12 protein-coding genes are annotated in these 14,217 nt (G+C 69.3%); 2 read left to right on the forward strand and 10 right to left on the reverse strand.

Annotation, left to right across the window (positions count from 1 at the left end):
* The 4 genes from BFF76_RS24645 to proB all read right to left on the reverse strand — a co-directional run.
* A partial coding sequence (locus tag BFF76_RS24645) for an SCO2584 family spore wall biosynthesis protein (RefSeq protein ID WP_065849085.1) occupies positions 1 to 456 on the reverse strand: 456 nt, incomplete at its 3' end.
* An 88-nt stretch (positions 457 to 544) separates the two neighbouring features.
* Positions 545 to 1,828, reverse strand: a complete 1,284-nt coding sequence (locus BFF76_RS24650; RefSeq protein WP_031091895.1) for a glutamate-5-semialdehyde dehydrogenase — start codon at positions 1,826 to 1,828, stop codon at positions 545 to 547.
* Between the two features lie 175 nt (positions 1,829 to 2,003).
* On the reverse strand, positions 2,004 to 2,489 hold the full coding sequence (locus tag BFF76_RS24655; protein WP_053928583.1) for a hypothetical protein: 486 nt from the start codon (positions 2,487 to 2,489) through the stop codon (positions 2,004 to 2,006).
* A 120-nt stretch (positions 2,490 to 2,609) separates the two neighbouring features.
* Positions 2,610 to 3,737, reverse strand: a complete 1,128-nt coding sequence (proB, locus tag BFF76_RS24660) for a glutamate 5-kinase (protein WP_065849086.1) — start codon at positions 3,735 to 3,737, stop codon at positions 2,610 to 2,612.
* 296 nt (positions 3,738 to 4,033) lie between these two features.
* Here proB and BFF76_RS24665 point away from each other — a divergent pair, with 296 nt between their 5' ends.
* A complete protein-coding gene (locus tag BFF76_RS24665; protein WP_031091900.1) occupies positions 4,034 to 5,461 on the forward strand; it encodes a polysaccharide pyruvyl transferase family protein in 1,428 nt (475 codons plus the stop codon).
* Positions 5,462 to 5,489: 28 nt separating this feature from the next.
* On the opposite strand, the gene BFF76_RS24670 is transcribed toward BFF76_RS24665, so the two are convergent.
* From BFF76_RS24670 to rplU, 6 genes are all read right to left on the reverse strand, one after another.
* Entirely contained in the window at positions 5,490 to 6,719 is a 1,230-nt protein-coding gene (locus tag BFF76_RS24670; RefSeq protein ID WP_065849087.1) for a glycosyltransferase family 2 protein, read from the reverse strand.
* Between the two features lie 253 nt (positions 6,720 to 6,972).
* A complete protein-coding gene (locus BFF76_RS24675) occupies positions 6,973 to 9,162 on the reverse strand; it encodes a hypothetical protein (protein ID WP_031091910.1) in 2,190 nt (729 codons plus the stop codon).
* A 136-nt stretch (positions 9,163 to 9,298) separates the two neighbouring features.
* Complete coding sequence (locus BFF76_RS24680) at positions 9,299 to 10,798, reverse strand: bifunctional cytidylyltransferase/SDR family oxidoreductase (RefSeq protein WP_031091912.1); 1,500 nt, start codon at positions 10,796 to 10,798, stop codon at positions 9,299 to 9,301.
* Between the two features lie 301 nt (positions 10,799 to 11,099).
* A complete protein-coding gene (gene obgE, locus BFF76_RS24685; RefSeq protein WP_031091914.1) occupies positions 11,100 to 12,536 on the reverse strand; it encodes a GTPase ObgE in 1,437 nt (478 codons plus the stop codon).
* Positions 12,537 to 12,676: 140 nt separating this feature from the next.
* Positions 12,677 to 12,934: a 50S ribosomal protein L27 gene (gene rpmA / locus BFF76_RS24690; RefSeq protein WP_014045902.1), complete on the reverse strand. Its 258-nt coding sequence runs from the start codon at positions 12,932 to 12,934 to the stop codon at positions 12,677 to 12,679.
* A gap of 14 nt (positions 12,935 to 12,948) precedes the next feature.
* On the reverse strand, positions 12,949 to 13,269 hold the full coding sequence (gene rplU, locus BFF76_RS24695) for a 50S ribosomal protein L21 (RefSeq protein WP_015577124.1): 321 nt from the start codon (positions 13,267 to 13,269) through the stop codon (positions 12,949 to 12,951).
* 308 nt (positions 13,270 to 13,577) lie between these two features.
* Here rplU and BFF76_RS24700 point away from each other — a divergent pair, with 308 nt between their 5' ends.
* Positions 13,578 to 14,174 carry an acyltransferase gene (locus BFF76_RS24700; protein WP_065849088.1) on the forward strand — a complete coding sequence of 199 codons (597 nt, stop codon included), beginning with the start codon at positions 13,578 to 13,580 and terminating at the stop codon, positions 14,172 to 14,174.
* Positions 14,175 to 14,217 lie beyond the last annotated feature (43 nt).

Here is a 14,217-nt window from a genome sequence, read left to right on the forward strand (position 1 = left end):
GGCGCTGAAAGCCAGCGCGACCATCCCGATACCCATCAGCAGGGCGAGCAGCCAGGCGACCGGGCGGTGCCAGCGAGCCGTGCCCCGGTAAGGGCGCAGGGAGCCGCCATGGCGCCCGTAGGGGCCGTTGCCGTCCTCGTCTCCGCCGTCGGGACCACCAGGGTCGTAGGAAGCGTCGAAGGCCCGCTCGCGGCCGTACACGCCGTCCGGCCCGTAACCGTCGTCGTAGAGGTCGTCCAGGGCGCCGCCACCCGGACGCGCCCTGCCGGCCTCGGCTTCCGCGCGGGCCTCGGCGGCGGCGAGCAGGCGCTCCACCGCGGTGGGTTCGTGGATCTCGGCGGACCGGACGAAGTCCTCGTCGAACACCACGGCGGCGAAGTCCTCGTCCGCGCCCCCGCGGTCGTCGTCGGGCTCCCAGCCGTCCGGGAACGGCCTGCCCCCCACGTTGTCCGGCACAGCTTCAGCGTAGCCTCGGCGGACCATTTTGGGCAGGGAGCCCGCAAACTCGCCCGCCCCGCCGGGACCATCGTCGGACGGATGCCCGCTAACGGATGTGGCCGTCGCCGGTGACGATGTACTTCGTCGACGTCAGCTCCGGCAGCCCCATGGGCCCACGGGCGTGCAGCTTCTGCGTGGAGATGCCGATCTCGGCGCCGAATCCGAACTGGCCGCCGTCCGTGAAGCGCGTGGACGCGTTCACGGCGACCGTCGTCGAGTCCACCAACTGGGTGAAGCGGCGGGCCGCCGCCTGCGAGGTGGTGACGATCGCCTCGGTGTGACCGGAGGACCAGAGCCGGATGTGCGCCACGGCTGACTCCAGGGACTCCACGACCGCGGCGGCGATGTCGTACGAGAGGTATTCGGTCTCCCAGTCCTCGGGCGTGGCAGCCACGACGCTGGCCTTGGACCCCTCGGCGTACGTGAGCACCCGCTCGTCGCCGTGCACGGTCACCCCGGCCTCGGCCAGCGCGTCCAGGGCCAGGGGCAGGAAGTCAGCGGCGATGTCCTTGTGGACCAGGAGGGTCTCGGCGGCGTTGCACACGCTCGGGCGCTGCGCCTTGGAGTTGACCAGGATCTCGACGGCCATGCGGAGGTCGGTCTGCGCGTCGACGTACACGTGGCAGTTGCCGGTGCCCGTCTCGATGACGGGGACCGTCGACTCCTCCACGACCGTGCGGATCAGGGAGGCGCCGCCCCGAGGGATCAGTACGTCGACGAGGCCGCGGGCCCGCATCAGTTCGCGCACCGAGTCGCGGCTCTCTCCCGGGACGAGCTGCACCGCGTCCGCCGGCAGACCGGAACCGCCCACCGCGTCACGGAGCACGCGCACGAGTGCGGTGTTGGAGGCGTACGCCGACGAGGAACCGCGCAGCAGCACCGCGTTGCCCGACTTCAGGCAGAGCGCGGCGGCATCGACCGTGACATTGGGCCGGGCCTCGTAGATGATGCCGACCACCCCGAGCGGCACCCGCACCTGGCGCAGATCGATGCCGTTGGGGAGGGTGGAGCCCCGGACCACTTCGCCGACCGGGTCGGGGAGCGCCGCCACGTCGCGGGCGTCCGCGGCGATCGCGCGGATCCGCTCCGGGGTGAGCGTGAGCCGGTCGACGACCGACTCGCTCGTCCCGGCCTCCCTGGCCTTCGCGACGTCCTCGGCGTTGGCCTCGACGATCTCGCTGGTGCGCACCTCGAGTGCGTCCGCGATCGCCAGCAGTGCGTCGTCCTTCGCCGCGCGCGGGAGTGGCGCGATGTCGTCGGCGGCGGCGCGTGCCCGGTAGGCGGCCTGGGCGACCGGGGACATGTTGTCGTACGGCGAAAGCGTGGTCATGCCCGCAGGGTAGTGCGCCCACTGCGGGCGTCCCTCACGTATCCCGTGATGCGAGACAGCCGTACCGGTGCTTGGGCACCCCGTCGGGCCTGCCTGGTGTACCCCGTCGGGCCCGCCTGGGCGTACGCAAGCGCCCGCACCGCCGAGCAGGGACGCACCGACCGGCCCCGGCCTGTCAGTACGGGTGCACACCGACAGGTGCTGCCGGTGGCGGGCCGTAGCCCTCGGCGATACGCAGGTGGTACGTCTCCCGGTCGATGACCTCCAGACCGACGATCTCCCACGGCGGGAGCTTCGCGCTGGAGCGGTGCTCACCCCACAGCCGCAGTGCCACAGCGGCGGCGTCGTGAAGGTCCCTGGCCTCTTCCCAGTAGCGGATCTCCGCGTGGTCGTTGGCATACCGGCTGGTCAGCAGGAAGGGGTGGTCGTGCGCCAGCTGCTCCAGTCCGCGCCTGACCTCCTTCAGCGGCGTCTCGCCGCCGGAGACGCTGAGGGTGATGTGCCACAGCTTGGAGCGGGTCAGCTCCTCTTCCGTCACCACCGGTACCTGCTCCAGGCTCTCGTCGGTGGGCGTGCCGACGAAGTCGGCTCCCGCCCCGACGCTGGTCAGGGCACGACTGCCCGTTCCGCGGGGCAGCGCCCCCGGGCGTGCTCGTCTCACCGGCGGCCTCCTGTGATGCCTGGCTGTACCGACCCCTTTGTGTCCCCGTGACAAAGTTGACCAGCCCGGGGCCGGGCGTGTGGCGGTTTTCGTGAAGGTCTCCGCCCTGAGGCTGGACTTTCAGCCGTTTCGGGGGGCCGGGTGGGGCGTGAGGACGACGAGATCGTCCCTGTGTACGACTTCCCGCTCGTAGGCGGGGCCCAGTTCACGCGCCAGGTCGCGGGTCGACCTGCCGAGCAGCTGGGGGATCTCCTTGGCGTCGAAGTTGACGAGCCCGCGGGCGACGGCCCGGCCTGCGGGGTCGCGCAGCTCGACCGGGTCCCCGGCGGAGAACTCCCCCTCTACGGCGGAGATCCCGGCGGGCAGCAGGGAGGTGCGGCGTTCGACGACGGCGCGCACGGCTCCTTCGTCGAGCGTGAGGGCGCCCCGCGGGGTCGAGGCATGGGCCAGCCAGAGCAGCCGGTCGGCCGAGCGGCGCCCGGTGCGGTGGAAGTACGTGCCGGTGTCGCGCCCCGCGAGAGCGTCGGCGACGCGGCTCGCCGAAGTGAGCACCACCGGGATCCCGGCGGCGGTGGCGATCCGGGCCGCCTCGACCTTGGTGACCATGCCACCGGTGCCGACGCCCGCCTTCCCCGCGCTGCCGATGGTGACGCCTTCCAGGTCGGCCGGCCCGCTCACCTCCGCGATGCGGGAGGTGCCCTGCTTGCTCGGGTCCCCGTCGTAGAGTCCGTCGACGTCGGAAAGGAGCACGAGGAGGTCGGCGTGGACCAGGTGGGCGACGAGCGCGGCGAGCCGGTCGTTGTCCCCGAAGCGGATCTCGTCGGTGGCCACCGTGTCGTTCTCGTTGACGACGGGGAACGCACCCATCTCCAGCAGCTGGTCGAGCGTGCTGTAGGCGTTGCGGTAGTGGGCGCGCCGACTGGTGTCGTCCGAGGTGAGAAGCACCTGGCCGACCCGTACGCCGTAGCGGGCGAAGGACGCGGTGTAGCGGGCGACGAGCAGCCCCTGACCGACACTGGCCGCGGCCTGCTGCCTGGCCAGGTCCTTGGGTCGGCGGACGAGCCCGAGGGGGGCGAGGCCCGCCGCGATGGCTCCGCTGGAGACGAGGACGATCTCGCGCTCCCCGCCGCTCCTGACCTTGGCGAGCACGTCGACGAGCGCGTCGACCCGGTCGGCGTCGAGCCCTCCCGCCGCGGTGGTGAGGGAGGAGGATCCGACCTTGACGACGACCCTGCGGGCGTCCGTCACTCCGGGCCTACGCCCCGCGCTCACCCCGGAGGGTGGGCGGAACTCGCCTTCGGGTGCCCCCGCCGCGCCTTCGGATTCCCTTGCCCCTGACACGTACGCCCGTCCCCATCACGTCGTCCTGCTCGGTTCTCCTCAATCTACGCGAGGGTCCGGGCGGGCACCGCGCCGTCTCAGCTGCTGTCACCCACTGGACACCCCTACGCAGACCGACCGCCCCGAGTCACCTTTCGACATGCCCCCGAATGGAGCCATTTACGTAATCTCCACCAGCCATTCATCGGGCTACCCTCTATTACGTGACAGATGAACCGACCCCGCAGAGGCGCATTCTCCTCAGATCGGGCAAAAGCCCCTTCGACGTGGCTTCGCTCGAGCAGTCCCTCGACAGAGATGTCTTCGCGACCAACGCGGGCAACCTGATCTTCAGCGACGCGGCCCACAAGATTCTGACGACCCCTCGGGCAGCGGTCTTCTCCAACGGCATCCGCACGGACCCGTCGGCGGCCGCTCGCATAAACGAGGAGTTCGACGTCTTCGTCGTGCCCCTGGCGAACGCCTTCCGCCCGACCTTCGAGCGCCCCCTGCGGCGGATGACACAGCTGATCAAGAAGCTGCGCATCCCCGTGGTCGTCCTGGGTGTCGGCGCGCAGGCCGACCTCCAGTACAACGCGTCCCGGCTGAAGCCGATGGAGGCGACGGTCAGGGAGTTCGTCACGCAGGTACTCAACCGCAGCGCCTCCATCGGCGTACGGGGAGAGTTCACCGAGCAGTACCTCAAGAGCATGGGGTTCCGGGACGTCGAGGTCATCGGCTGCCCCTCGATGTTCATGAACGGCGAGACGTTCTCGCTGGAGAAGAAGGCCGAGTCGCTCACCGCGGAATCCCGCATCTCGGTGAACGGATCGCACAGCGCCGTACGGTCGCACGGCCTCGACGCCATAATCCGTCAGGCCCACGAGCGTTATCCGCACCTGCGGTTCGTCGGTCAGAACCTCCTCGAGGCCCAGCTGCTCCACTGGCGGGAGACGTCGAACCCGATCGGCGCCCAGACCTCGATGCCGACCCATCCGTCCCACCCGATGTACCGCGAGGGCAAGGTCAGGCTCTACGTCGACCCGGCCACCTGGATCGAGGAACTACGCGCGTTCGACTTCTCGTTCGGCTCGCGCATCCACGGAAACATCGCGGCTCTCCTGGCCGGCGTTCCGAGCACCGTGCTCTGCAGCGACTCACGGACCCTGGAGCTCTGCCGGTACTTCGGCATTCCGCACCGCAAGATCTCCGAGACGCCCGCGAACACCGACCCCGCCGAACTGTACGAGGCGGCGGACTTCGGCGAGCTGGTGAACGGGCACAAGGAACGCTTCCTGCGCTTCACCGGCTTCATGGAGCGGAACGGCCTGGAGAACACCTTCCACCACGGCGACAGCGGCAAGGCGTTCGACGCACAGATGTCCAAGCTCGCCCTTCCACCCGCCGTCCGCCCGTGGACCGAGTCCGACCCCGACTCGCTGAGCAGCCGTTTCAGCTGGATGCAGAGCCGGATGGACGAGCTGGCCGCGCAGAACGCGGTGCTGCGCGGCCAGCTCGAGAAGAAGGGCGCCGGCCCGGTCAGGCTGAGGGTGCAGACGAGCGAGGGAACGGCCGCGCGGCCGTCCGCCTACCGGCGCGCCCGGCGCGTGGTGGGGGGCCCGGTCCGGAAGCTGCTGCGCCCCGAACAGTAGGGATCACGTCCCCTGCCGCCGCGCCCGCTCAGACCTCGTGGGCGCGGCGCGGCGTGTGCGGGCGGGCGGACCGGGCCGCCCTGCGCGCCTTGCCCGACAGCCGCCGCAGGAAGACGGCCATGGACTGACGCCCCGGCGCATCGACCCGCTTGCGGCCGATCCATTCGGGCACGGTCACCTCGTATGCGGAGAGAGGCAGCGCCGCACCCTCGCCGAAGTGCGGGTAGTCCAGATACAGCCGGCCCCGCAGACCCTTCCGGACCACACGGGGCTTCTTGCCGTCCTTCATGAACTGCAGGATGTCCAGAAGCAGGTCGAGTCTGCCCTTCTCGAGGCAGATCAGCCTGAGCCGCTCGTTGACCTTGAGACGCCGGGCAAGCCCCGGTGACCAGTGGGCCTCCAGCAGCGGCGCCGCCAGCTCCATCTTCTTCTTCCGCACCTCGTCGGACTGCCGCAGCAATGCGGGTCCGAACTGCGGGAGCAGCGTGATGACGAACGGCCGGACCATCAGGACGTCCCGCTTCGGCCCCGGCGGCACATGAGCGGCGATGAGGCCCATCAGTGCCCGGGCGGAGTCGAAGCGGAGCAGGTAACTGCCGCTTTTCGTCACGTGCTTGCCGTCGTCTCGGCCCACCAGGTAGTAGCAGGTGTAGTCGGCCACGACGGAGACGCCGTTGCCCCGCAGATACGCCTCCATGGTGAAGAGTGCGTCCTCACCGGTCTTGAGCTCCTCGTCGAACTTCATCCCGAGCCGCACCAGAAGGTCCCGGCGGAACAGCTTCTGGGCGCTCAGGGTGAACTTGATGTTGGAGGAGTAGAGGTCTGCCCGCTCGACCGTCTGCTTCCACATCGACTTCGCCGCACCGCGGTTGACGCCGACGACCTTCCCCAGCACCACATCCGTGCCGGCCCGGTCGCCCATCGCGACCATCCGCTCCAGGGCCTCCTCGCCGAAGTAGTCATCCGCGTCGAGGAAGAAGACGTACCGGCCGCGGGCCAGACCCAGCCCGACGTTGCGCGGGCCGCTGGGACCGCCGGAGTTCTTCTGACGTACGACGCGCATGTCGATGGCTGTTCTGGCCGCGAACTCCTCCAGGTACTCCCCCGTGCCGTCGGTGGAACCGTCGTCGACGGCCACGATCTCGATGCGACCGGCCGGAAGCGTCTGCGCTTCTACGGAATCCAGGCAGCGGATCAGGTACGGCATCGCTTCGTATGCGCCGATGATGACGGTCACATCTGGTGCGCTACTACTCATTTCTCCCCGGTTCACACATAACACTATCAATCAGGAGAACCGATGGAACGCTGCATATGCCCCGTTCCTGCACGGCCACGCCAAACGGCCCGTACGTTCCCCTCCCTTGGGAGAAGACGGACGGGCCGTTGCGTAGGTTGCGTCGTGAACCAGACGTGTTTCGGACAACTGGACGACAGCCGGATGACACCGCGCGGTCGGTCGGAACGCGGCCGGTGGCGTCACTTCCCGCCGCCGGCCGGGCACACTGCGATCAGCGCAGGGCCGAAGGGTCCGCACCGATTTCCGCGTCGGCGTCGGGGGCCGGCGCGTCGGGATCGACCGCGGCCTCGGCCTCGGCGGCGATCTCCGCCGTCCCGTCCCCGGCACCGCTGAACTCGGCCTCGGGGTCGGGCAGCGGGGCGGGCGGCTGCCCGCCGACGCGCTGCGCGACACCCGCGTTACGGGCTTCCGCCTTGACCGTGAGGGCCTGCACTGCGGCGTTGAACTGCTCCATCGAGGTCGGCTCGTCCGGACCGAGCAGGTAGGCCTTCAGCTCGTGGCGCGCCTCGGCCAGCGGGTCCGTGGCCGGGTCGGCGACGGCGCGCAGCAACTCGTCGATCTCCTGCGCGCTGTTGGAGAGTATGACGGCCGCCCGCACTGCGGTGTTCTGGCGCCTGAACTCCTCCGCGCCGAGCTCCGCGGAGTCCGTGACCGCGTACGGCTTGCCGCTCGCGATGAAGTCGGACACCACACTGGAGATGTCCGAGACCATGGCGTCGGACTGGTTGAAGCAGTCGTACAGCTTCGGCTGCGCGCCGGTGACCGTCCTGTGCTCCCACCAGCCGAAGGAACGCCAGTAGGCGTCGTTCCATTCGACCCGCAGGCCGGCGATCTCGGTCTGGCGCGCCGGATCGGAGAGCGCGACCCGCGACTCCTCCGACTCGTCGCCCCCTGACCGGCCGGGCTTCGCCAGCGCGGCCAGGCGCGCCTCGATGCGGATCAGTTCCGCCGCGGCCTCGGCCTGCCCGGCAGCGGCGGCCGAGGCTTCCTTCACCCAGCGCGGGTCCGCGGCGCGCTCCCGCGCGGACGCGACCAGGAGTGCCTTGATCCGGGCGTTGACGGCCTTGGCCTCGGGGCTGCGGATACCGGTGAACGGGTGCGGCTTGTAGATGACCCGGACCGGGCTGTCCGCCTTCAGCAGCCGGCGGACGATGTTCTCACCGGCCAGCAGCAGCGAGGTGTTGCCGGGGTTGTTGTCCCAGCCCTCCCAGGTGGGCGCGTACAGCACCGTCGGGATGGGGTTCCTCGTGGTGCCGGTCCAGCTCTGGATGGGCGCCAGCTGCGGCCGCCCGACCTCGACGATGTCCTCGTCGCGGACACCGACGTCGGCCAGGGCGTAGCGGTCCCGGCCGGCGCGGCCTGCCGTCCAGACCTCGTCGTACACCTTGGAGTACGGGTTGACGCTGGCCAGCTTGTCGCTGTCACCGTGGCCGATGAAGACGTGCTTCATGGTCGGGACGCGCAGCATGTGGATGTTCTTGCCGACGTTGGCCGGATAGAGGCACACACGGACGGTGGAGAGGTTCAGGTTCATCAGGTGGGTGCCGGCGGGCACGCAGACCACGGGCACGGAGGTGTCCGCGAGCTGCGCGACCAGGTTGCGCTCACGCATGACGATCAGCGGGCGGCCCTCGACGGCGGCCATGGTGTCGAGCCACATGTTGCCCTGGTAGGCGGACTCGCTGGAGCCGGAGAAGTAGAGCACGACGGTCGGCTGGTACTCACCCAGCCAGGTGTCCAGGGCGTTCAGCACGACCTGGGCCGACGGCGCCCGCCGGCCGCGACGGAGGTACGGGACGAGCAGGGCGTTGTAGCCGAGGGCGAGCAGCAGGGTGAGAGCGGCCCCGATGTAGCCGATGAAGTCCTCGCCGGTACCGGCGGCGATGAGAACCCCCACCACAGCGGGGAGGTCCAGGTGGAGCATCTTCTCGCTGGCGCGGTGCAGCAGCGCACGGGGCGGGGCGTCGGGGATGCGGACGGCGTGCAGGTCCACGTTCCGGGTGACGATCGGCAGACTGCGGCGCAGGCGGATCAGCGTCGTCAGAGCGCCCTGCGGGGCCTGCAGACCGTAGAAAAGGAGGAAGCACGCGACGGCCGCGTAGAAGAGCGGCTCCTCGGCGAGGCCCAGCCGGGCCAGCAGCAGGATGATCATCAGCTGGCGGAGCAGGAAGCGGATGGACAGTCCCGCCCGCACCTTTCCGAGCCGGTTGACCAGATAGCTGCCCCGCTGGTGCAGATACCAGTCCGCGATGTACGTGACAGCCGTGGCCGCCGCGAAGAACCAGATATCGGGGACAAGAGCGGCAACCAGGACGCAGGGGTATCCCAGCATCATCAATGCCGCTGCCAACAGTTCTGACCGGCTGCCCACACGGGCCAGGCGGATGGCTGTCGAAATCACGAAGGACCTGCTCCAGGGGGTGCCGGTTGATTCACGTATAGAGGGAAATGTGAAGACTCGGATTCACGCACTCGGGCCTCTGGATTCACCTTTCGGTGAGCCCAGAGGCCCGTAAAAGTACATTTGTCAAGAATTATTACACATCTTCTTGACGGTCAAGAACCGAGGCCAGCGCCTGCTCGAATCCCGATGCTTCGGTGACATCACGGGTCGGGTCCTGCTGCCGCACGTCGATGACGTGGCCCGTCATCGCGGACAGGAGTACGTCCAGCGAGGTGCGCGCCACGGCCTCGGACGAGAGGAGCGAGCCCTCGGGCTCCGAGCCGAACGCCTTGGTGCGCATGGGGGTGGCGGTGCGTTCCGGGTTCACACAGTTGACCCTGACGCCTTCGCCCGCCCACTCGTCGGCCAGCGCCTGGGTGAGGTTCACCATGGCGGCCTTGGTGGAGGAGTAGAGGCTGTACTCGGCGCGGCCCCGGGTGTAGCTGCTGGAGGTGTACAGCAGCAACTGCCCCTGGGTCTCCGCCAGGTACTTGTACGAGGCGCGGGCGATCTGCACCGGCGCCAGGTAGTTGACGTTCAGTGCTTCCTGGATCGTCGTGTTGTCCGTCTCCGCCAGCTTGCCGATGCGCAGCACGCCCGCGGTGTTGATCACGTAGTCGATGCGGCCGGTCTCGGCGTACGCCTTGGACAGCGCGTCGTCGATGTGCTCCGGGTTCTCGACGTGCGTACCGGTGGTGGAGCGGCCCAGCGCGTACACGCTGGCGCCGTACTGCTCGGCCAGCGCGGCGATGTCGGCCCCGATGCCGTACGAACCGCCGAAGACGACCAGGGTCTTGCCCGAGAGCAGCTCGCGGTAGGCGGCCTCGTCGGCCGGGCGCGGGGCGGCGGTGGAGGCCAGCTGGAAGAGCTTGTCGGTGATGAAGACGTCGACCGGCTGGGTCACCTTCATGTTGTACTCGTCGCCCGCGACCACGTAGATCGGCACGTCGGGGAGGTACCGCAGGACCACCGAACAGTCGTCGGTGGCCTGGAAGTTCGGGTCACCGGCCGCGACCTCGTACGCCTTGCGGATCGTGGACAGCTTGAACGCCTGCGGGGTCTGGCCGCGGCGCAGCCGGGACCGGTCCGGGACGTCGGTGATGAACTCGCCGTCCTCACCGTGGGTGCGGGTCACGATGATCGTGTCGGCGGACGGGATGGCGACGTCGACGGCCTGGTAGCGGTCGAGGGCGTCCACACAGTCCTTGATGACGCGCTGTGACAGCAGCGGACGGACCGCGTCGTGGAAGAGGACGTTGCGGTCCTCGCCCTCCGCGAGCCCCTCGCCGAGGGCCGAGATGGCGCGCTCGGTGGTCTCGTTCCGGGTGCTGCCACCCTCGATGACCTTGATGACCTTGGTCAGCCCGGCCTTGGCGACGATCTTCTCGACGTCGGGCACGAAGCCGGGCGCCATGAGCACGATGACATCGTCGATGCCCTCGGCGTTCTCGAAGATGCTCAGCGTGTGCTCGATGACCGCCTTACCGGCGATCTTCAGCAGCTGCTTGGGGATCGACAGTCCCACGCGCTGGCCGGTCCCACCGGCGAGAACGACCGCTGTGGTCCGGGGCTTGGCTACATGCGGCACAGACACAGACGACCTACCTTGCGATGACAGGGGGGAACAGTGTGATGGTCGCACTCTCCGTGACTATCTCGCAAGGTGGACGTTTACCTGCACTCGCCTCTGGGAAACCCGCAGTTCACCGCCTGGCCAGGCAGATTGGGTCCTTCGAGGTCGTCGCCGGAGTGACAGACTCCACAGACGTGTTACGCAATCCGCACATCACCGGCCGCGGATACGTGCCCCTACCTGCTCGTTCTCTGCGAATCCTCGTCGAAGCCGGTCCGGATCCGGGTGCCCCGCGGCGTGGGGGGGGCACCCGGATCGACGGCTAGAAGGGGTCGAACTCGTCGTACTCGCGCTGCGCGACGTCACGCTCGGACTCGCGCTCGCGGCGGCGCTGCGCGGCCGGGCGCGGAGCCTCCATGCGGTGGTCCTCGCCACGGCGGCCGAGCATCTCCGCACCGGCGGCCATGGTCGGCTCCCAGTCGAAGACGACCGCGTTGTCCTCGGCACCGATGGCCACGCCGTCGCCGGCCTGGGCGCCCGCCTTGCGGAGCGCGTCCTCGACACCGAGGCGGTTGAGCCGGTCGGCGAGGTACCCGACGGCCTCGTCGTTGTTGAAGTCGGTCTGACGGATCCAGCGCTCGGGCTTCTCGCCACGCACACGGTAGATGCCGTCTTCCTCCACGGTCACCGTGAAGCCGGCGTCGTCAACGGCCTTGGGACGGATGACGATCCGGGTCGACTCCTCCTTCGGCCGCGTGGCCCGCGCCTCGGCGATGATCCCGGCGAGGGCGTAACTGAGATCGTTGAGGCCCTTGTGCGCGATGGCCGAGACCTCGAAGACGCGGTAGCCGCGAGCCTCCAGGTCGGGGCGGATCATGTCGGCGAGGTCCTGGCCGTCCGGGATGTCGACCTTGTTGAGGGCCACGATGCGCGGGCGGTTCTCGAGGCCGCCGTACAGCCGCAGTTCCTCCTCGATCATGTCCAGGTCCGAGACGGGGTCGCGGTCCGACTCCAGCGTCGCGGTGTCCAGCACGTGCACGAGTACGGAGCAGCGCTCGACGTGCCGCAGGAACTCCAGGCCGAGGCCCTTGCCCTGGCTGGCGCCCGGGATGAGCCCCGGGACGTCGGCGATGGTGTAGACGGTCGAGCCGGCGGTGACGACGCCCAGGTTGGGGACGAGCGTCGTGAACGGGTAGTCCGCGATCTTCGGCTTCGCCGCGGAGAGCACCGAGATCAGCGAGGACTTGCCGGCGCTCGGATAGCCCACGAGCGCGACGTCGGCGACGGTCTTGAGCTCCAGGACGATGTCCCGGCTCTCCCCCGGCTCGCCGAGCAGCGCGAAGCCGGGCGCCTTGCGGCGGGCGGAGGCCAGCGCGGCGTTGCCGAGGCCTCCACGGCCGCCCTGGCCTGCGACGAAGGTGGTCCCCTGGCCGACCAGGTCCGCGAGGACGTTGCCCGCCTTGTCGAGGACGACGGTGCCGTCCGGGACGGGCAGCACGAGGTCCTGGCCGTCCTTGCCGGAGCGGTTGTCACCCGCGCCGGGCTGGCCGTTCGTGGCCTTGCGGTGAGGGTGGTGGTGGTAGTCGAGCAGCGTGGTGACGGACTGCTCGACGACGAGGATCACATCGCCGCCGCGTCCGCCGTTGCCCCCGTCGGGGCCGCCCAGCGGCTTGAACTTCTCACGGTGAACGGAGGCCACGCCGTGGCCTCCGTTACCCGCGGCGGCATGCAGCTCGACGCGGTCCACGAAGGTGGTCATGGTGGGTGCCTCCAGGTACTGCGGAAAAATACGGGAATGTCTCTTGACGTAACGCGCCGAGGGCGGACCCGCTTCCCCGATTACCGGGAAAGCTGGGATCCGCCCTCGGAAGGTGCTGTGTCGTTCGGTCGTTGCCTGACTCAGGCAGCGACGGGAACGATGTTCACGACCTTGCGGCCACGGTGCGTACCGAACTCCACTGCACCGGCGGTCAGCGCGAACAGCGTGTCGTCGCCGCCACGGCCGACGCCCGTGCCCGGGTGGAAGTGGGTGCCGCGCTGGCGGACCAGGATCTCACCGGCGTTGACGGCCTGACCGCCGAAGCGCTTCACGCCGAGCCGCTGAGCATTGGAATCGCGCCCGTTCCGAGTGGACGATGCGCCCTTCTTGTGTGCCATGTCTCGTCAGTCCCTTACTTCGCAGCCGCGGGAATACCGGTGACCTTGATCGCCGTGTACTGCTGACGGTGACCCTGGCGACGGCGGTAACCCGTCTTGTTCTTGTAGCGAAGGATGTCGATCTTCGCGCCCTTGTGGTGGTCCACGATCTCGGCCTGGACCTTGATGCCGTCCAGGACCCAGGGGTCGCTGGTCACGGCGTCGCCGTCGACAACGAGCAGGGTCGAGAGCTCGACCGTGTCGCCAACCTTGGCGGTGGAAATCTTGTCAACCTCAACGATGTCGCCGACAGCAACCTTGTGCTGGCGACCACCGCTGCGCACGATGGCGTACACGCGGATCTCTCTCTCACTCGGAACGGATCCCCTGATGCCAGCCGCCCGCGCGGGCCGGGGCCCGCGACAGTCCGGAAGGATGAGCGGCCTCCCCCGGGGACGAATCACCGGGAGGGATGTGCTCAGGGGGTAGGCGCACAGAAACACGCCGAGGCTCAAGATTACGGGGAGGGGTGCGGGGGGTCAAACCGGCCGCCGGCCGAAGCCGCCGGACGCACCCCGGACTCGTGGGGACACGCCGTACGGACAGGCTTTTTGTCCAGAGATCGTATGCTTCCCCGAAGACCCGCGCCGCAGAAGGTGGTCCCGTGAACTACCGAGTCCAGCCCACCGCCCAGGTCGACGGAAGTGCCGTGATCGGCGCAGGCAGCAGCGTCTGGGAACTCGCACAGATCCGCGAGGGAGCCAGTCTCGGCGAGGGCTGCGTGATCGGCCGTGGCGCGTACGTGGGCGCCGGCGTACGCATCGGCGACAACGTCAAGATCCAGAACTACGCGCTCGTGTACGAGCCCGCCGAACTCGGTGACGGAGTCTTCGTCGGCCCGGCGGTGGTCCTCACCAATGACCACAACCCGCGGTCGGTCGACACCGAAGGCCGCCGGAAACGTGGCGGGGACTGGGAGGCCGTCGGTGTACGGATCGCCGAAGGCGCGTCCCTGGGCGCGCGCGCGGTCTGCGTGGCACCGGTACGGATCGGCCGCTGGGCCATGGTCGCGGCCGGGGCCGTGGTGACCAAGGACGTGGCGGACTTCGCACTCGTGGTCGGCGTGCCGGCCCGGCGGACCGGCTGGGTCGGCCGGGCCGGCGTCCGCCTCGTGGAGCGCGAGGGCGAGCCGGGGGTGTGGGTGTGCCCCCGGTCCGGCACGGCGTACGTGGAGGAGGACGGCGTCCTGTCCGAGCGCTGAGCGGCCGGCGCCCGGCCCGCCGGCCACAAGCCCTCACCACCCG

Source organism: Streptomyces mutomycini, assembly GCF_001700505.1.
Lineage (GTDB): Bacteria > Actinomycetota > Actinomycetes > Streptomycetales > Streptomycetaceae > Streptomyces > Streptomyces mutomycini.

Coding starts and splice junctions, on each gene's coding strand:
- rpmA (WP_014045902.1), bottom strand. CDS start 12,934: ATGGCACACAAGAAGGGCGCATCGTCCACTCGGAACGGGCGCGATTCC.
- obgE (WP_031091914.1), bottom strand. CDS start 12,536: ATGACCACCTTCGTGGACCGCGTCGAGCTGCATGCCGCCGCGGGTAAC.
- BFF76_RS24650 (WP_031091895.1), bottom strand. CDS start 1,828: ATGACCACGCTTTCGCCGTACGACAACATGTCCCCGGTCGCCCAGGCC.
- BFF76_RS24670 (WP_065849087.1), bottom strand. CDS start 6,719: ATGAGTAGTAGCGCACCAGATGTGACCGTCATCATCGGCGCATACGAA.